Origin of the sequence: Dawidia soli (assembly GCF_018598185.1) — a bacterium.
GTDB lineage: Bacteria > Bacteroidota > Bacteroidia > Cytophagales > Cyclobacteriaceae > Ohtaekwangia > Ohtaekwangia soli.
The window spans coordinates 79,987-100,902 of the sequence record NZ_JAHESC010000029.1 but is presented as its reverse complement, the minus strand read 5'-3'; the positions used below and the strand labels follow the sequence as shown (position 1 = coordinate 100,902).

Annotated in this window: 7 protein-coding genes; all 7 read right to left on the bottom strand. The window is 55.4% G+C overall.

Going from position 1 to position 20,916, the window contains the following annotated elements; genetic code table 11:
- Positions 1-3,491, bottom strand: a 3,491-nt coding sequence (locus tag KK078_RS19220) for a SprB repeat-containing protein (RefSeq protein ID WP_254091935.1), incomplete at its 3' end; no start/stop codon positions are given.
- A 7-nt stretch (positions 3,492-3,498) separates the two neighbouring features.
- Positions 3,499-5,556, bottom strand: coding sequence for a fibronectin type III domain-containing protein (locus KK078_RS19215; protein WP_254091934.1), 2,058 nt, complete (start codon positions 5,554-5,556; stop codon positions 3,499-3,501).
- Entirely contained in the window at positions 5,556-10,172 is a 4,617-nt protein-coding gene (locus KK078_RS19210; protein ID WP_254091933.1) for a hypothetical protein, read from the bottom strand. Before KK078_RS19210 ends, KK078_RS19215 begins: the two co-directional genes overlap by 1 nt.
- Before the next feature lie 30 nt (positions 10,173-10,202).
- A complete protein-coding gene (locus KK078_RS19205) occupies positions 10,203-11,123 on the bottom strand; it encodes a hypothetical protein (RefSeq protein ID WP_254091932.1) in 921 nt (306 codons plus the stop codon).
- A gap of 22 nt (positions 11,124-11,145) precedes the next feature.
- Positions 11,146-12,210, bottom strand: a complete 1,065-nt coding sequence (locus KK078_RS19200) for an outer membrane protein assembly factor BamB family protein (protein ID WP_254091931.1) — start codon at positions 12,208-12,210, stop codon at positions 11,146-11,148.
- Positions 12,211-12,219: 9 nt separating this feature from the next.
- Positions 12,220-18,882 carry a fibronectin type III domain-containing protein gene (locus KK078_RS19195; protein WP_254091930.1) on the bottom strand — a complete coding sequence of 2,221 codons (6,663 nt, stop codon included), beginning with the start codon at positions 18,880-18,882 and terminating at the stop codon, positions 12,220-12,222.
- A gap of 94 nt (positions 18,883-18,976) precedes the next feature.
- Positions 18,977-20,692: a hypothetical protein gene (locus KK078_RS19190; RefSeq protein WP_254091929.1), complete on the bottom strand. Its 1,716-nt coding sequence runs from the start codon at positions 20,690-20,692 to the stop codon at positions 18,977-18,979.
- Positions 20,693-20,916: the final 224 nt, after the last annotated feature.

The window sequence follows — 20,916 nt, the reverse complement described above, 5'->3', positions numbered from 1 at the left end:
GTTACTGTTTGCCCGACGCAGATCGTGCGATCGCCGCCCGCATCGACGGTAAACGGAACAGGGTCCGCGACGACGATTGCCTCCTGCCCGGTGCAGGAACGGGGGTCGACAACGGTGACGACATAGGTTCCCGCGCCGATAGCATCCAATAGAACGCCTACCGCGCCGGTGTCCCAGGTGTACTGGTATCCGCCGGCATTTCCGCCCGTAGCGCTAACCTCCAGCCTGCCATCGGCTAAACCGCGGCAGGAAGGTTCCGTCAGGATATAATCGATCTCCAGCGGCGCCGGGAACGGCACGTTAAAGACTTCCTTCGCGCGACATCCCTTGGCATCGTAAACTTCTACCCAGTGCTCGCCGCCCGCTACCTGGGTGACCGACACATCCGTCTGCCCGGCGATATCCCAGGCAATGGTATAGGGCGCGGCGCCCTGCGTGACGTTGATCCGGATCACCCCGTCGTTGCTTTCGTAGCAAGTCAGGGCGGTAAGCTCTGTTGTCTCGATCCGGGGACCGTCGGAGTCATTCATGATCACCGTCAGCTGGGTTTCACAGGCGTTGCCATCGCGCACGCTGACCTGGTAGTCGCCACTGCGAAGCGATCCCGCTGCCGCCGTCTGCGCGACAGCTTGCGCCGATCCATCGTACCAGGTATACGCATAGCTTCCGACACCGCCCGATGCCAGTACTTCGGCACCGCCGTTGGCCTGGCCGCAGGTAGTCTCGGTCTTCGAGACCAGGTCCAGCAATAATTTTGCAGGCTCCGTGAGGGTTGTTCCGACCGATGCTTCGCAGCCGTTCGCGTCCTGGACCCGTATCGAATAGGCGGTTGCCGTCAGACCGGTAAACAGGCCTTCTTCCTGCCAGGCTATGCCGTCGAGCGAATAATCATAACCACCGACGCCGCCGGTTCCGGATACGGCAATGGCTCCGTCGGAGCCGGCATGGCAAGCAATGTTCTTTAATGTTCCCAATACCGGCACCAATACCTCGGGCCGGGTTATCGTCAGACCGGCCAGCGTGGCCTCGCAGCCGTGTGCGTCGGTGACGGTAACGCCGTATGCCGCTGGCGCCAGGTTACTCGCCTGCTGCTGCGTCTGACCGTCGGTCCATGCATACCGGTACGGTGCCGTGCCGCCGCCGACAGTCAGGTCGATCGCACCGTCGGCACTGCCTGCGCACCGCACGCCATAGCCGTGATAGTCGGTGACTGCGGCGTTCGCGATCAGCCGTGCCGGCTCTTTGAATTCGTGTGTAAAGCTCTGTTCGCAGGTCAGGCTGTCGCGGATCGTTACAGAATAGCTACCCGCCGGCACGCCACTGATGTCGCGCGTAGTGGCGCCGGTCGACCAGGTGTATTGGTACGGAGCCACGCCCCCGCCTGCCGTCACGCGCAGAACGCCGTCGGCTTTTCCCTGGCAGCTGATGAGCTGCGGCTCGGAGAAGTCGCCGGTGATCACGGCGCGCCTGCCCAGCACATAGGGTTTGGTTACCAGACAGTGATTCGAATCGCGTACATGGATGGTATAGGGTCCGGACGCAAGACCCGAGAAAATAACCGGATCATCTTCTTCCAGATAACGCACATTGTCGAGTGAATACATACGCGGCCCCGTGCCGCCGGTGGCGGGTTTCAAGGTGATCACACCGTCTGTCTTCTCTGCACAGCTTTGAACCGTGCTGCCGATGGCGCCGATCACCAGCGGATCGGGCTGACCGAGCGTTACGCTCGTCTCTTTGGTGCAGCCGGCCGTGTCGCGTATCGTGACGGTATACGACCGCGCGGAGAGGTTCTCGAACAACGGCGAGGCCTGAAAGGCCCGTCCCGTGACGGCGTACAGCAGGTCGTCGATCCCGCCGTCGGCGTCGACAATCGTCACTTTACCACCGGCTATTCCAGCGCACAACAGGTCCGTCTTTGCGATGCTTCCAAAGGTGATGGGTTCCGGTGACGTGACGTCTACCGGAGATGTGTAGGTGGCACCGCAATTCCGGGAATCGTGTACCCGGACGGTATACCGGTCGGCGTACAAGTTGCGGATCTTCGCCGAATCCTGGTACGCGACGGTATGTGCCAGACCGCTAAGCTCATACTGCAAAGCGCCCGTTCCACCGGATGCCTCGACGGTGATAATGCCGTCGTTCTTTATACCACCGGTATTGCTAATATGACAGCTCACGCCGAATTCGAAGTGGTCGGATGCCATAAAGGCTTTGGTGACAACCACCGGAACCGGTTTGGTCACGGAGGCCGAGGCCGTTCCCCGACAGCCGTGTTTATCGGTGACGGTAACAGCGTATGTCGCGTCGCCCGGTATGCCCGTAAGGTCTTCGGTCCGGCGTGTCACGGTATCTTTGTTGCTGGTCCAGGTGTACCGAAAGGGAGCCGTACCGTTTGCCGACGTCAGGTCTACACGGCCGTCGCCGGTGTTGTGGCAACGCTCGGCCGTCGGTATCGCCGTCAGGCTCAGCGTATACGATGCGTCGGTCACCTGAAAGGTACCGCGATCCGCGCACGCGGCTGGTGCATCGAGATTGTTTTCGTCTTTAACGATGTAGGCAAGGTCATAGGAAAACGTAAACGGCACCGTCCCCCTCGTCCGGTCGAACGGAATGTATACATCGTGCGCGCCCGCACCCACCAGTGCCTGACTGCCGTCGCCGTTATTGGTCGTCGTCCCGTTAGCATAATTCAGCATATAACGCGTGGAAGCACCGCCACCGGCGATGTTGATCCGTACGAGCGCCGCGTCCTTACAGATCTGCGGATCGATCACGCCGAGCGTGAGGTCCGGCGGCGCGGCATTGGCAAATAGCGTACCGGTGTAAAACCAGTCCGACTGAATGTTGGTGCAGGCAACATATTGCGTTCTGACCCGGAACTGGATCTCGCTTTTGTCGTAGGGCACCGACGGCACGGGAAAGTCGATCTCGCTGGCGGTTGAGGTCGTGAAGCCGATGAAGCCGCTACCATTCACCTGGTACTCCCAATAATATTCTATCGGCGCCGGCGCGGACACCGGCTCTACACTGATCCTGGCGACCGATCCAACGCAGAGGTTATTCGAACCATACGTCACGTTGACGGGCTTGTCGGGGTATACGATCGGTACCTTCAGGGTAAAGTTATACGTGATATCGTTTTCACGGGTGGTTCTGATGCAAGTTCCCCGCGCATCGCGTTCACCAACCTGGGTGATCGTCAGAACGATAGTTTTCGGTACGTCGTTCATCGCCCAGACGATCTCGAGGCTCCCGCCATTTCGCTGACTGCTTTGCTGTCCCGTCACGGTAGCCGAACGTGTTGTCCGCGTACAACCGTCGTATTCCTGACCGAGATCCAGATTGTAGGTGTAGGTCACACCGGGACAAACATTCCGTACGCTCAGCTGTGCCATTGCCGGCGTGGCCATGCACAACAGGAGCGCCGGCCATACGCTGCGGGCGAAGGAACGGCTGTTTACGAAATGTTTATACAGTCTGGCGAGCATCGCTGTGTTAATAATCTACCTGCATTTCCTTGCTGAATTCCGACTCGCTGCCGTCCCGGAAGATGGCCTTCACCCGGTATATATAGCGGGTGTTGTTCGTTACCTGGTCGTCATAAACGCCCGGCTCCCTGACCGTCTTGTACAACGCCAGCGGCGCGTCCGGCAAGGCCCGGTATACCTGGTACTTGGCCACCGACGCCTCGTTGTATTGCCACGTCAGTTTTACGCGTTTGGCCGTACGGTCGGGCAGTATTTCAATCTGTTCGATCGCGGGACGAACCCGTACGGGAAGCGCGCGGCCCAGGAACTTCTTTGTGGCCGCCGACTGCAACCCGCCTTCGTCGATGGCGATCATATAATACTCGTATTGATGTTGCGCGCCTACCGGGTCGACGTACACCGTGGTGTCGTTCTTCTGCAACGTGCGGACCACGTTCCAGCCGGAGGAGAAGCTGTGACGCCGATACAGTTTATACAAGGCGACATCCTCGCTGGGGCTTCGTTTCCACTGGATCTCCACGCCCTCCTTCACCGACTTTACCCCGGAGATCACCGGCGGCATGGGTGGCAGAACATCGGGCCGCTTTACTTCGATCACTTCCGAAAACTCGGAAGTATTGAAACGGCGGTCCACGGCCGCGATCTTGTAGAATACCGAGCGGCTCAGGGTCTTCAGGTTAATGGTATCCTGGTATTGTTGCCCCGAAAGCGGGCTGATCGTGATCTGCGAAAATTCGGAGTTGCGAAAGTTCGAGCGGAAAATACGATAGCCCAGGAGGTCCGGCTCGCGGTTGGCCGACCACGCCACAGCCACCAGCCCTGCCGTATCGGCCACGGCGGTGAGCCCCGACGGCGCCCCCGGCGGAATACTGTCTTCCAGCTGCACCAGGTACGGGAACGAAAACACCGTCTCGTCGTCGCCTTTGGCGCCTACGCGGTAGTAGTTCGTGGCCATGGGTTGCTTATCGGTATAGGTGCGTACTGCGCTGCCCGACACCTCGCCTACAGGGCTATACGTGCCGTTGGCGCTCTGACTCCGCTCGATAACAAAGCCGCGGATCTCGTCCGGGGTCTTCGTGTCGACTTTCCACTGCAGCGCGACGGACATCTGGTCGATGACATTGGCACGGTGGATGGCTACCTGCGCCGCCAGTTTCTTCTTCGCGCGGCCGTCGACGACTTCCGAGAGCGGGCTCTCCTGGCCGAACGCCGTGATACCGATGAGCCGGTAGCGATACGAAGACCCTTCGGGTACTGTGTCCAACCAAATGAGGTGCGGCTTGGCGAGCGACGTTGTGTTGATCATGGGGCGGCGGTTTACGCGCTTAAACGGTGCGTTGTTCACCGACTTCTCCAGGTGATAGGCCGTAAAGAGCCGCTGCTGGGAATAGCCGTCCCACGATACGAGCGCCTGGTTGGCCTTCATCGTTACCACGGGCGCGGCGGGTTTCGGAAGCGGCGCGTAGTCGCGGCTGCCGATGTAGGCCATGCCCGTCGCGATGGACATCACTTTCTCGGGTACCAGCGAGTATATTTTATACAGATATTTTTCATCCTTGCGGATCGTACGGTCGACAAACCGGAGACCCGACAGTTGCGCCGCGCGCGGTGACATGTCGGCGGCGAAGACGGCGAAGGAGAACCGCGATTCGGTCTCGGTAGACTTGAGGTACATCGACATCACGTCCGTGGTCTTTTTATCGAGCTCGAAGTCATCGCCGAAGATTGCCTGTGCCACGATGGCCACATAGTCGTCCTGGTCCATCACCCGTTCCCACGCCGCCTGTGCGGCTGGCTTCACGAGCGGGGCCACGACGACAGACGGTTTTGTCGACAGTACGGTCGAGTCTTTCAGGATCGTAAAACGTTCGATCTTGTAGCCATACTTGTTAAGCATCTGCCAGGCTGTTCCTTTGGACGGCGCCCACCGCAGTACGATGGAATCACCGGCGGCCATAGCCGTAACAAAAATGGCAGGTTTAGCCGGCTCATCCTGCGCGACAGCGCGTGTCCACGCCCCGGCCAGTACCAGCAACATCAACCCATATCTCTTTATTCGGCTCATCAGTATTTATAGTCTATCGTAATCTGTTTCTCGGACGTAACCTTCTTCGTACCCGGCAGCACATACCGCACCTTGACGCTGTAGTGGTCAAACAACAACACCGGGAACGGCACGCTCAGCAGGTAGTTGATGCGGGGATCGGACGTCGACAGCGACGAGTTAGCCGCCTGCACCATCAGGTCGAGGTAGTCAATGCTCATGTGCTCTGGCAGGTCGTATACCAACACCGGTATGTCGCTGAAGGTCGGGTTGGCCATGGTGCTGGCGTCTTCCTGCGGCACCGTGTAATCGTACTGGCGGTCCATGTGTACTCCCTTGAACGGCGGCAGTCCCAGCGGTTCGATGGCGCGGCGCGTGAGGCGTAGTTGTCCGAGGATCGGGTAGCCATCGTATACCAGCGGCTTCACTTTGTTCTGGAACCAGGGCTCGCTGCCGGTGGCCTCCCACTCGACGAGTGCGTCGAACTCGGCCGAAGGCCCGGATTCGAAGCGGTCGAACAGCTCGTTGCCCGAGAGCTGTACTTTCAGCTCGTGAATGCCGTTGGCGATCATCCACGAGTATCCCTTCGAATAGGTCAGCGCGCTCATCTTCTGCAGGAAGGTGTTGTAAAGGCTCGAGCGGAAATATGCGGTGAAGACAGCCTTCTCCTGTAAACTTTCGATAGTACCCTCGGCTTTCTTGGTCGTTACTTCCATGTCGACCGCCGCGTCGCCTTCTACCTTGTTGTTCACTTGTGATACGTTGCGGTCTACCGCCAGGGCCTGTTGGGCCGGCAGGTTGACGAGCTCGAAGGTATAGAGCTGGCCGGCTACGAGGTCCGACGGCGTCGAGTAGCTCACCGTTTTGGAACCCGATGAATATGCGAAGTCGAAATATGATACTTTACCATTCGCCGCGCTGAACCGCCCCTTTTGTTTCCATTCAGGACCGGGCTCGAACAGGTAGGTTTGTCCTTTGCGCAGGGTGATGTACCCTTCGCGGGTTTCGTCTTTGTAGTAGTTCACCTGCCCGATCACCGGGTAGCTATACACAATGTTGTCGTGCGGGATATAGTCGGGCGCCTCGCCGGTCGCGAAGGCCTGCTCCATTTTTTCGGTCACGCGGACACCGTCGGTCACGACCGCCGCCCAGTTACCATTCTTGAGCTCCTCGAAGCTCACCTGTACCGACATCTTCACCTCGTTCTTGGGAGGCAGTACTTCGTACGAGTTGAAGGCCAGCACGTCGTGCGCTTCGTTCCATTCCAGTATGCCGGCCACGGCGCCGGTCTTGGCACCGGTCAGTTTCACGTGGTCGAGCTTCACGCGGAACGTACGTTTAATTTCTCCCTCGTCCATCAGCTCGAACGGCTGGTCCACGGGCATATTGAAGATCACCTGCGGTGTATTGAACACATTCACATTGGTCTCGCCGTTGGCCGGCGTCAGCTCGGCAATGACCTTGATGTCGTCGAGGATCGCGTTGGACGAGCGTTCGATCTCGCACTTGTTGCCCAGCGTTACCTGGAACTTACAATTTCCTTTCACGAGGCCGCCGAGCACGCGGAAGTATCCGCCCACGGTGCCCTGTACCCAGATCGGGTTCGGCAGCTGCGCCTGCAGCAGAACGGCGGCGCCGATCTCGAGGATGCTGACGCTTCGTTTTTTACCGAAGACTTTCACGCGGATCCCGATCTCGCCTTCAAAGTACGCATAGGACTGCCCGTTGGCATACCAGCCGTTGATACCGATCCGCTTGTCGCTTCCTTTACAACGGGTGTCGCCATAGTCTTTCAGCATGATATCAAAGCCCAGGCCCGCGGCGAACTTGGCGTAGAACATCAGGAACTGCAGGTCGCCGGTACTGATGCTGAGCGAAGCGCCGAAAGCGAAACCGCCGCCGTCGGCCAGCGAGTTCAGGTCGCTCATATAATCGTAGTTACCACCGCCGAGGATGCGGGCTACCTCCGGAGGCGGCGGCGGGCTGTCGAGGATGCGCGTACCGACCATGAAGTAACTGGTGGCCTGGGCGCGGATCGAGCCGACCCCCAGTGCGACGCCCACCCGGTCGTCGGGTGTACCGGCATATACATACCACTCTTTCGGCGCAAAGTGCAGCACGGCCCATCCGGCACGTCCGCCCGCGCCGATACCCTGGATCAGACCGCCGGCTACGTTGATGAATACTTCGAAGTTGCCGTGCAGCACAGAGTTCTCGAAGTCGTAGCTGATCATCACCCGCGCCGAGATCGATCCCTTGCTGCCGGCCTTCTCGCCGATCTCGCCATACAATTCGTTGAAGGAGTTTTCGTCGCCACCGCTGCTCAGCAGCCCCTTGGTGGCGCCGGCCATCTGTCCTTCCAGTTTCTTGACCTGACCGGCCAGTTTGTTGGTCGCTTTCGCCATTTTGCCCATGTCGAGATCCAGACCTGGCGTTACGAGGTAGCCGTTGCCTCCAAAGGAGATATACCGCACGCCGCCGCCTTTAAAGAAGGCGATCTCGAACGTCATGTCGCCGTTAAACGCTTCCGGCTTCGGATGCGAGGCAATGGAGACGACGGCTTTCAGGCCGAGCCCCGCTTTGGTGTCGGGAACATACGTCACGCCCGAGGCCGTGCGGCCCAGCTCGCTGCCGACGCCCTCGTTGTCCATCTTCATGCCGTAGTAAGCACCACCACCGAAGCCGAAGATGCCGACCCCGGTGAAGATGGGAATACCCGTCGGGAATTTGATCATGGCGTCGGCATACCAGTAGCGCATTTCATTGACGTTACCGAAGATGGCCGTGCCCGTCACTTTGATGCCCGGTGTGAACTCGGCCTGTACGGTGCCGTTGAAGCCGTCGCCGTACATGGCATCGTGTTTATAGAAGATCAGCCGCCCCTTGATCTTGAAGGCGCCGCCGTCGATGTCGACCCCGATCTCGCGTACATTGATCGTTTTATATTTCCAGCTTTGCCACCCTTCGTCTGCACGCAGCTCACCCACCACCGTGAGTCCGGCATCGGCGGCGAATGCACCGCTGCCCTCGCCTACCAGGTTGAGCTTCAGCGTAAAGTCGAGACCGACCTGCGTGTCGTTCAGCGAGCGCAGACCGATGTCCTGGATGCTGACCGGGAACCCGGCCATTTTCTGCTGCAGCGCCTCCGAACCGAAGGAGAAGTTACCGATCTTGAGGTATGGCTTGACCGACTGCAGCTGCAGGTCTTCGAACGTGATGTCGGCCAGCGATACCGCCTGTCCGCCACCGTCGGGCGTCGGGCTGATGTTCATGCGTCCGTGCAGTACGGCCCTGGGCAGGAACCTGCCATCCTGGATCTGGATGTCGAGGTACGATGCTTCGTAGATCTCGACCTTGCCAGCGCCCCACAGCGGGAACGTCATGTCCTGGGTCGGCGATACGTTGAAGAGGTAGTTGCCGCCGGTGTTGATCACGGCGTTGTATTCGAAGGGCGAAGTGCTGCTGCCGACCGGTACAACGATGTCGCCGCTGAAACCGGCTTCCACCAACTGGTTGGCCTCGAGCTCGACGAACAGGGTCTCCATCGAGAAGGCCCAACCGTTCATGGACCCCTGCTGCAGGGAGATCAGGTTCTGTCCGCTGAATTTACCCGTCACACCCAGGTTATCGATGAGTACGTTCTCGGCCGCGAAGCTGGTCCGCCCGGTGCTGCCCTTGGTCTTGAATTCGGGCGGCAGGCTGACAGTCAGCTGGCGCAGGTAAAAGCCTCGCCACAGATTCTGGTTACCGTCGGCGAAGGCCGCCGTCTGGTATCCTTCGGGAAATACCACGGCCGGGGCATTGCGCAGGTCGCTGAAGTCGAATACTGCGTCGCGCACAGCGAAGCTGACGCCGTTCAGACCCGTTACCTGGAACGCCGGCAGACTAAGCTGTACGACGAGGTCGTTCCAGTCGGTCAGTTGTGTTTTGAAGTCGGCGGTAACATTGCCCGCACCGACGCTGCCGTCGGGGTTCTCGGGGCGAAGCAGGTCGCGAGAGAATTTAACCTGCGCGTCCAGCGACAGCTCGCGGAAGCCGTCGCAGTCCATTACGGCGAAGGTGCCCGCCTTCAGGATGAGCTGGACCTTGTCGCCGTTGAAGTTTATACCGTAGTCGCCCAGCAGTTCCAGTTTGGCATCGCCGACGATGCCCCCCTTCTTGGTGAACTTGATACTCCGGGCCATGAACGTGAGCGTCTGCCCTTGCGGAACATCCACCTGCATAAAGACGTCGATCTCGGCATAGGCCGGTTTCAGGCGGACAGCATGGATGGCGATGTCGTACGACACACCGCCGATCTTGCGCGAGATGCCCACGGGCAGCTCGACTTTTGTGGCCTGGTCGATGTTGGTGATCCAGTTGCCCAGGTCGCGTACCTTTTGTATAACGGTGCGCGCCAGGTCGATCTGGCGCTGCAGGCTGTCGTTCGACATTGTACCCGTGGCAGAGGCCACGCCGTCGTATTCATAGAGTATGTCCGACGCCTCGCCCAGCAGTGCCATCTCGATCGGCTGCGGCGAGAACATAAAGACAGAATCCTTTCCGGCATAGCGCGTGCTATCGCCTGGGGTATGCGCCGTTCCGAAGACCAACGAGGGGCTCAGGATCAGTAAACAGTAACTGTAAAGTCGCTTCATGCTCTTAACGATTCATCTAAAACGTACCGGTCAATACCGGTCTTTCAAAATCTTGTAATCCGGGTGTTTGGCGAACCAGTCGCGCGCCGTCTGCAGTGCTACCCCGTAGTCCGTTGTTTGAATGTCTCCACTGGCGTCCAGCTTCAACGGGTAATCCTGTATCGCGGGCGCTAGCTGTTCCATAATGCGATAGCCACAGGGGATGCGGGTATCCTGCTCGGCATCTGCTGAAGCGCAATTCCGTGCATCGCTTTTTAAAGCATCCAGCAATACGTTCAATACAGCTTGTTGTCGTGTATAGATCAGATCGGGAAATATCTCGTAGACCACGTCGTCGGTCACGGGCAATTTCTGAACGCGTCGTAGTATGTCGTTCGTTGCAAACGAATCCCCCATCCGGGCGAGGGCGAGCAGCGCCGCCCACCGGTCCTTGCGCGCATAGTCTTTCTGTTGTGCAATTTCCCTCAGGTCATTCCGCACCGTGGTGAGCTCCAGATAGCCCAGCAACAACATATACTTGTCGATATGCGCTGGTTTCCGGTGAAAGAGGCTCACCAGCGAGTCCTTGGCATCGTCTGAATAAGACGAACGGTCGAACTCCGTCAACGCACGAATGGCCATGCCGACATTTCCTTTATGCGCATCGCGGCATCCTGCCACTAAAAGCCGTACGGCCTTTTGCCGCAAGGAAGTGCTCGCGGCTTCTAGTCCCACAGCTTTTGCCACTCCATATGCCTGTGCTCGAACGACCGGCATCGTATCGGCGGCGTAGGCAGGCAGTAGCGCCAGTACTTCTTCTGTCTTTTTTGCCTGAAGTATGTCCGACGGAATACGGGTGGACTTGCCGGAACGAACCATATCAAAATAGCCATCCATCGCTTTCCGCAAGGATTGTGCGTCCACGCTCCAGCAGGTCAGCATGAGTGTTAAAACAAAAAACACCCTGGTCATACGAGGCACTTTTATTGTCATGCTAGTTTTTTAACACGGTTAAAACATTATTTGAGTCCAACACGAAAAAACGACCGCTGTCATATCGCATCGTTTTGAGGAAGTATTTAGGAAAAATCGGGTTTGTGCTTCGGGCTTCGAATACATGTGTCCAGTCAATTTTCTCCTGCGCAAGGTCATAGGCGATAACCTGCGGCGGCGCCAGATCAAAACCAGAAACGAAATAATAGATCAGATTGCCTTCCTGATACCAATCATTATGCATAAGCAGTAAGCCGTTGTTTTGAAATTCGTCAAAAACGTTAAGCAAAACTTCCGCTTTACCAGACTCAATATCGATTCGGATATACATATTCTGATAGAAGGAAATAAGCTTGCCCGTCTCGTGATCTATCCGGAACGCACCGGCCGACGGCAACCTTGGGGATCGCATAAATTCGGGTGTGGCACCTTCTACAAAGTCAATTCGCCAGCGCAGTTCTCCGGTCTTCGCATCAAGGGCCAGTAGCTTCTCCCCCTTCACCGCAACGATCACGATGTCACGAAAAAAACCAAGGATGGTCTTTATTTCACCGTCGTATTCTTTATTCGCTTTAAGTTCATGCGAATATCGTAGCGCTTTTACATCGTATTCCCATATATAACTCCGTGCGGCCCTATCATAGCAAAGAATACGTTCTCGTTTGTTCTGTTCATACGATCCGTGTACGATGTAGTCAGAGGTGAAAAAGCTACCTCCTGCTCCCCTTCGCAGTGCGAGGGGATTTACGGCACCGCTTGCAATCGAAACCTCTTCATATTGCTCGCCTTCTCTGAAAACAGCCAAACCATTTATAAATGATCCATCTTCGTATAAGTGGTCGAATGTTTTCACGGCCTGGCTTTCTATCTCATACATGGTCGTGCGCGTCTCCTGTACAGCATAAAAGACACGGTCGGCACACAGCGAGTATGCCACCCCTCGCAAACCTGTCGTCACGAGACGGTCGTTTATCCACACTTCTTCGTTCTCATAGTGTATCAGCGCATTTCCGGACTTTACATCGAAGTCCGTCACGTTCTCATATGTCTTTATAACCTCACGCATGTTGCAAATTTATTGTACTACGACGAAATCGAATAGTTCTGTTTCCTCATCCCGTATCATCGCTGCAAAAAGCCGACGCCGTACGACTACCTGCTCGGCACTGACATTGTTCGGAAACAAGTCTGTACGGAAATCAACCTTCGCGTCTATGGCATTAAAAATATCATCTTCATTGAGAATAAACATATCCTTAAATTTTCGCCGAACGTCCGACTCGTTGACGCCGCTCGTAAGCTCGAAGACATATTGCATGTCATCGAAGCTATTAACAGTGTTCTGCCCCAGATAAGAGAGAAACTGATTGAAGAATTTCGACCCTCGGCCCGCTGTGGCAATACGATTCACCAGGGCGCTGTTATACGATTTGTATTCCCAGTAGTTGCCATTAGTAAACTTAACATCATACTCACAACCCTGCCCACCGCAGATGTCATCCAAATTTATTTCAAAGACACCGTCTATTGTGTTAATCTGCGCTGCCGTGATCCGTTGCTCCCGTAGGTGACGCAACATATGGTGCGCCCCTTTGCGGGCTACGAAATTGCTATTCATCACGGCACGCCCACCTAGGGTCCTGTCCACACCCGGCTTACCATCATAGGTTTGTATAAAGTATTGAATATTATCCCATACGTACTCCAGGGTACCCAATTCGTTGGTAGCAATATTGCCGGCCAGACCGCACGCCACATCCCGATACGTATCCAGGAACACGTTCAGCCGAGTCTCGAAATTCCCGTTCTTAGCATTGTTTAGCCGTGCGTTCGATTCACCGACAGCCATGATGGCGTACATCCTGTTGAGGCGGGCAGTCTGCGCCTGTTCCGTCATGATATCGCGAATTGTAAACAGTGTATTGATATCCCTTCTAAGTCGGGTATCGACGCCGCTGAACGCGTTGTACTCGGCCAGGTATGCATTGATCAAAGCCTCGTCGATGCTTCCCAGATTATTGCCCAATGCGTCTGTCCGATTGCTCAAGTCGCGGGTGAGGTCTTCCAGGAATGCAGTTGTCTCAGCGTTGGATTCGCCCAGCAGCTTCAACCCGATTGTGCGAATATCAGCATCCGTCAGTATGGAAAGACAAATCCTTCCGATGCCCGTACGTGCTACCGCCGAACGGGACGTCTTCTGGATCCAGATATCTTCCAGCAACACACAAACGTCGTTGGCCCGCTGCGTACATATTGTACACGCACGGTTTGGATCTTCTTCCGGAGAAGGCTGCGGTTGTGTTCCCGGTTGTGGCCGGGGCTGCATCTGGAGTTGTGTCGCCACTTCCTCCGCCGCGGCCAGCGCCAAGCCTTCGGCAGCGACCATTTGAACCACGCCGCCGAATTCGTAGAAGAGTGCGCAGTTGCCCGCTTCATTCAACCGCTCGGCCGGTTTCATTAAGTATAGCTTCCCCTGCTGGTTCACGAACATCGACCCCTCCATGAGGCCAACCTCTACCTGCTCAGTCACGGTAGGTACTGTCACGACACCTATGCCCGATTCAGCCATCTGTGTCTTAAAACCTCGCAACGCCAGAGCATCCTTCAGGGCACTACCAGACACCATTTCCAGCATGGGCTTGGTGGCCGCTTGTGTTCCCGCTGCTGTCTGAACACTGGTCTCTACCAGCACAGCGGTAGCGGTTTCCGTGCTTGCCGCGACAGCTCCACCTCCACCCCCCGTACCGCGTGGGATATTGGCAATTGTAACACCGCGCTGGCCATAGCTACCAATGCCGTTAGGGAATTCATAACGGCCCATGCCCATGCCACCACCACCGCCTCCCCCGCGGCTTATATCCTTCCAAGATGTATTGAACTGGTTTTTGAAATCGTTAAAGCCGTTGCGCAGCGGACTGGAACCGCCCGACACGCCGTTAAGCATCTCCTCCGTCAGTGTAATACCTTCTTTCCCGATCAGGGGTTTACACATATTCCTCAAATTGGCGATCATCTCTTCGGTGAGTTGTACACCGCCCAGCGTTCGGTTGTTGGCCATCGCCTTTCGAAGCAGGGCAGCAAAATCCTGCAACTTCGCGTTAGCATTCGCTGCCATATCTCCACCTAACCGAATGTTCCAATACAAATGCGTGAACTCGTTCCAGTCATGCAAAAGCTGACGGCCTTCCTTGGTTTGCTCCAGATCACCCTGTTTGACGATTGCCGTAATGTCTGCGACGGCAATGCCCATGTCGGCTGTCGCCTTGGCAAACATCCACGCAGTTGACAGTTCAACGCCGCCTTCCCAAGCTATCACCGCGGCGGTCATGGAACCAGCCGAGCTTGCAATAATCACCGCGTCCAAGGTAAACTTCACCGACTTCACAATACGCTCCAGGTTCTCGTTGTTGAACAACATATAGGCGAAGATCGCCGGTACATACAGGCTGCTTCCTGTTTTATACGTAACATCACCCAGTGTGAACGGCTTCATAAACTTAATCGACACATACTCAAAGGGAGGCACCGAGTTTAACGAATAGAAACGATAACACTTGTCCTTGTCATACTCCTGGCCGGTCATCTCACTGGAGATCGACATACATCCCTCCTGCCAGATCTTCGTGCTCAGATTGATATTTCCGTTTTCATCGAACGACTCGTCGTTACCATCAAAGAAGTTACCCGAGAATGGGATTTGACGAAACTGCGGAGGATTCGGATTTGTCAGCAAAGTCATAAGATCGCCGATGTCCGGCTTCGCGCGCTTTTCCTGCACCCATCCTACTATCAACGCGGCAAACTCGGAAAACTGAGGGTTGTCAAGACCGCCACCACCATCCCTGCACAAGGCGGGAAGCAGGAACTTTTTGCTCGTAGGAGTCTTAATCGACACCAGCGCGTCCAGCAGCGCATTTTTATCCTCGTCGGTAGGTGCTGATGAAAATAGTTTTAGTGTGTAATCCTCGTATTGGCTGTAGATCGCGTTATCCGCCAGAATCTGTATCGCGATGATACGCTGGTCGATTGTCAGGGCTTTAAAATCTTCCTCGTTCAAATATCCCAGCGCATTGACCAGTGACACCCAACTCGTATTAATGTTCAACATCCGCCAGAAATCTTTTCGAATCGACACTTCGCCCGCTACATGGTCGCAAAGTTCCTGCAACATGACACGATAGAATTCGAGCTTCTCCTGTGGTGTACCGGCATCCCACTTGCGGAACAATTCCCCGTCCCCTCCTACTTTAATATCCCAAGGACCATAAGTAAACGAGCTCATATCGAGACCTGTGCCCGTCGTCGGATTATAGCCTCCACCGCCGCTCTGACCCTCCTCAGAAAGTTCGTTCCAGTTTTCCCATTTCTTGGTGAAACTGCTGAAATACATAGGGTAAAGATTCCGAATTTGCGCAATCTTGTTGACCAGCAAAATAGTAGGCTTGTCTGCATGATCTTCCGTCAGATCGTTTTCCCCCGACGTGACACTATATTGATTTTCCGGTAGCTCCTCACCGTCCGGACCTTCCTCCTCTTCATCACCAATACTGCGCTTAAAGCGCTCGTTGGCTTCGACAAAGATCGATGCATCGAAATCCTGATCCCGTACCTTGAGCTCCTGCGACGGTGTATACGGCGTCAATGGAGTATTGATCGCATACTTGGTGATATTAAGACCATCCCCCCGGTTGATCGCAGCAATGACATAATTTGGCACGTGATCCTTCAGCGTAGGATCATCATAGATCTTACTGTCGCTGCCACCTTCGCCGAGGTAAAAACGCCCGCCTCCACCATTAAGTGCATTGTACGCAACGCCGTCCAGTTCAAAGCCGAGCAGTGAACCTACCAGTATGCGGCTGTCTTTGGCTTCTTCGATCGTTGAAAATCCATGCTGAAACCCGACTTTTTTAATGCGCTTGGGTAGTGTAATATAGGTACCTGCGGGTGTGAGGAATGTAAAGGTTGCCTGATCGTCGTTCAAAAACTCATCCTCCAATGCATATTTGCCCCGGACGCCCAGACCTGCGTCTGCATCTTCTTCGAACATCCCGACCACGATGTCGGGAAAACGCATGCGGTCCCACTGATATTTGTAGAGTCGGGTACCGGCGCCGTCAGTATAGTCCATCAGGTTGTCGGTCGAGCCCTTGGACAGTGCGGAGTATTCTTTGAAGGTGTGATCCAGGTTAAAAGCACCGTGTCCAAGCTCGTGAGCCATTGTATAGGCCAGGAGGTCTTCGCTGCCACCGTGTTTATCCATAAAGATAAAGCCGGCTTGTTTGCTTCGGGGCATATAGCCAAACGTTGTCGCGGTGCTGGGATTGCTTACCAGGAACAGATAATATTTATCATCATCCATCTGGTCTTTATACGCCCGGATAACCGCTTTCATGTCGTCGGTATAGTTGCTCATCAATCCGGTCTCGCCCACATCGAACGGGTTGCCGAACTCCACCCCCGTAACACCCTGATTGTCCAACGTAACGGTCCAATGTACAACACCCTGGCCGTAGATCTTGTTAAGGCGCTGCTGCAAGTACGTAACGTTATCGGCTGGATATTTGACGTTGTTCACCGCAACAACGACCAAGTGTCGTTGAATTTCGTCGTATGTCACCACATTCAACTTCCCCAACACCTGCTCTTTCCCGGTCGAATCACCGGCCGCGTATACTGCCAGAAGGCCTTCTTCGTCTCCTGCCTGGCCACCTTGCACCGTAATGGCCGCCGGGCTACCCGTTGTCATTGGCGCTGCGGCAACAGCCATTCCACCCTTCTCAAATTTGATCTTGCTGGCGTCAATGCCTGATGCATCCAGGGTCGCATTCACCACATCCGCTGCACCCGAGGCCACCGCTTTCCACGATACGTTATAGCCGGACTTCAGGGTTTCATACTGTTTAGCCAGCAGCTCATATTGTTTCTTATCAAAGCCATACCGTGCGTTGGCATGATCGGCGAACGTCAACACCAGATTGTAGGTGCGATTGCCTGCCTTCGCCGCGACATCGGATGTTGTCGGATGAATATTTCCTTTTTTATCAACCAGGAAGCCCTTACCATTATCGTCTTTAATTGCAGCGGCAGTGCCTGGCGGCAACGTCTGTGTATTTCCGTTTTTATCGACAATAACGATGGAGCCATCGTCGTCTTTATAAACCGAATGGATTCCGTCTTTGACATCGATCAACGTGTCGGCTACAAACGAGTTTGGATCAAATGACTCCGGTAAGTTTTCTTCAATCGTATTCAAAGCAGAATCGATCACATCTAGCGTCTCGTTCAGATCTTCAATAAAATCCGTCACCCTCTCTGGTATAACATCCACGGCCGCGCCGGTCACATTGAGATGACCGTTGACCATGCGCAGCTCTTTATTGACAGTGATGCTGCTGAATGTTGTGTTGACCTTCGCCTTATTAAAATAAGGCACCTCGATGATACCTTCACCTGTAAACACACCGTTGCCACCGCTGACCCTGGTCAGCTTGACGTCGAAGTCACCCGCCTGGATGATGTCGCCCACTTTCAGGGAGCCGGCCAGTGCGGCCGGGTCGAGCTTGAACGTCTCCAGCGGCACGCCGCAGGCATATTCCGCCTCGGGCGTCTCGGCAGTCGTGACACGCGCAACCTCGGAGTACTGGCCGCTATAGAAACCACAATTCGCCGCCACCTGGTATTCGTATTGCGTGCCGGGTTTCAGACCGGTGATCTCCGACGAGTTGAGCGTTACGTTGTTTTCATACCAGTTGGTGGTACCTACCTCGCGATATCGCACGCGGTAGGCGGTGTGGCTGAACATCGTCTGCCAGCTGAGGCTGAAGCGCGTCGGACTGATCGATGCCGCCGTAATGCCCGTGGGCAGGTCGCAGGGATCGCCATAGGTGAAGGTGAACACTTCGCTGTAGCCGCGGTTCTTAAACAGGTCGATCTCGTCGAGACCGACGATGCTGCGGGCGCGTACACGAAAAGCATAACGCCGTCCCGGTTCGAGCGGCGTCTCGGCGGGGCCGTATATGACGGTTGTGTTGGTCGTGGTCGTCTCAAAGATCGGCGGCGACGAAAGAATGGCATCGTTGGGGTTGCGCGTGGCAGGCCAGATCTCGACCATGCGCACATCGTATTCAGTATTAAAGGCGGAGTTCGGCGAACCCGTATGGCGCGGTGTCCATTGCAACAGTACGTTTTGCGGGTCTTGCGCCTTGAGCTTGGCGCCGTTGGACGGCAGGTTGATGATCGGAGGATCGTTGAGGACCAGCCAGGCCATGGCGCAAGCAGTGTTGGAGATCTTTACGCCGCGGTTATATTCCAGCACTTCGAAACAGAACTGGTATACCCCTTCCGGCAGTTTTCCGGCGCGGTTGTATTCCTGCCGGCTCATGCCCTGGAAGTTGAGGTTGTTCGGGTTGAAATATTCGGCCAGGTCGGTGCTGATCAGGCGTAAGGGCACGCCGCCCTGCACGGATACCGGTGCCGGTATATATTCGGCTTTGGTTTCGAGGGTAACGCCCTGACCCACGATGCGTAGCCGGAATCGCACGTCGAGCGTAGGCCGCGCAATGTCGGCCAGGTATAGGTTCAGGGCGATTCGCTCGCTGCCGGCACTGACGTAGTCTGCCAGATACAGCGAGTACGGTGGCATCAGCTGCGTGGTCGCCTGCACGGGATAAGTCTGTGCCTGCGCCCGGAACAGGCTTGCAGCAATGACCAGGATTAAAATAACGATCCTTCTCACGATATAACAATTAATAACGCTCTACTCCTTGCGCTACAACGGAAGCACCCTCCCAACATCTTTTCGACGACACGACTGCCGGGTGCCCGTAGCTTTACATACCAAAACTATAACTATACCCCAGCGTACCGGTAAATTCGGTAAAGGCCTGCGCGGCCCCTTCTACGTTGCTGCTGCGGTTCACCACCACTAATCCGAGGTTGATGGCATGTTTTTTCTGCACGGTCATGCTGCCATTCAGCCTGCCGTTGATAATAGTATTCGTACGACGGCCGTTCGCGTACGTGTTGTTGTACGACGAAGACAGTGTGGTACGAAGTTTCTTTTCAAAAAACGAACGGCCTACCGACACGGTCGGGCCGAACGTACGCGAAGTAGACCCGGGACTTTCACTCACGGTGGCATTGAACGATCCCGAGACCATCATGTTCTGCGGCACAAAGTTCACTGCATAGGCCACGTTACCGTTGTAGAACGAGGTGCCGGCATTCTGCTGCTGGGTCTCCTGTTTGTCGGCGGCGTTCTGATAGGTGAGATTAAAATTCAACGTCTGCCGTTTCTGCTCGTTATGCCCCAGCATAAACATGGCTGTGGCCGTCGCACTCTGCGAGATCTGGGTGAAGTTCAGGGTGTCGAGGTTGTCGTACGGCGTCGCCTGGTTGATGTCGACGAACTGCGACCGGATGTTGGTATAGGTCTGAAAGTTGGAGTACATCACCCCCAGGTTCACACGTGACGAGGGCGCATAGGCAACGTTTACCGCGGTCACGACACGGCGCATGGTACTGATCTTAGCTTTGTCAAGGTTGTCGCGCTGTACGCCGGCGTTGATCCCGACGTTCATCTTGCCCTTCAGCAAGGCTACGGCACCGTTGGCTGTGATGTTTTCCAGATCGTTGTTGAAGTAGTATGCGCCCAGCGTGCGGTACCCCGGCGCGACACGCTCGTAACCTACGCCCAAAACATATCCCTCTTGTTGATAGTTGAGCGATGCTTTGAAGGCTTGATAGTACGATGACGAAATGCGGGACGTATAGAGAAACCCCGTATTGGCCAGGGGATGCGATTGGTTGGACTCGACCGACCGCGTATCGCGTGACAGCGCGCTGGAGGCCAGTTCACCCCGCAACACAAAGTTTTTACCCAGGCTTTTCCCCGCGCCAATGCTCATGACCAGGTTCTCTTCAGGCAAAAGACCGATGCTGTCGGGGATCGCCCGGATCGAGTTGACGTCGTCTTCAGCGTGAAAAAGAATGATATCTACAAAATCGTTTCCGCTTCCATAGCTCACCTTCGCCCCGTAGCCCATGCGTTCATACGCAGCGGTTCCGCCATACTCAGCCGTGTCGGGCTCGACAGCCTTCAGAAAACGGCCGTATAAACCGCTAAACTTCCACTTGCTATCGGCTGGCGCCACGTCCACCGCTCCGCCCAGAAATGTGTGGCCACTCACGGTGTAGGGCGAATATGACATGGAGATATAACCGGCATGACCGGTAAACGCCTTATAGGTAGGATGAAGACTATATTGATTGAAAGGCTGTTGATAAGAAACGCCCTGGTTGGAGAGCGAAAAGCTCAACGGACAGCTCCACCCATATAAGGAAAAATTGATGCTACCCGACGCATAGTACGAATAAGGATCACGCCGTGATTCGATGCCGCGCACTGCATATGCGATCTGGCTGAGCGAAACGCCACCGCTAACACGAAAGGGACTCTCTTTTCCAATCGAAGCCAGATCCTGCCCGGCCAGGGGCACATACAACAGGATCAAACAAATGACGACAACTACACGGTAGGGTTTCATGAAGTCTAGGTGCTAACCTATGTAAAGATGGTGCACTCGAATGCGGTGATCTCAAAAAAACCAGGACGTTTATTACGTGCGTATTTTTAGTGTAGGCCGACCGTTCAAAAAAAGTATACTATCGTAAACTATCTATAAAATGGATCGTTTTTAAGCAGATTAACCCAAAAGTATACACACCGGATTTATCGGGTTTTTATTCCTGCGGCGTGTCTTGGCCCCAT

Bases quoted from the DNA above. Each gene is read 5' to 3' on its own strand.
- KK078_RS19210 (WP_254091933.1), bottom strand. From the start codon at position 10,172: ATGAAGCGACTTTACAGTTACTGTTTACTGATCCTGAGCCCCTCGTTG.
- KK078_RS19200 (WP_254091931.1), bottom strand. From the start codon at position 12,210: ATGCGTGAGGTTATAAAGACATATGAGAACGTGACGGACTTCGATGTA.
- KK078_RS19215 (WP_254091934.1), bottom strand. From the start codon at position 5,556: ATGAGCCGAATAAAGAGATATGGGTTGATGTTGCTGGTACTGGCCGGG.
- KK078_RS19205 (WP_254091932.1), bottom strand. From the start codon at position 11,123: ATGACCAGGGTGTTTTTTGTTTTAACACTCATGCTGACCTGCTGGAGC.
- KK078_RS19190 (WP_254091929.1), bottom strand. From the start codon at position 20,692: ATGAAACCCTACCGTGTAGTTGTCGTCATTTGTTTGATCCTGTTGTAT.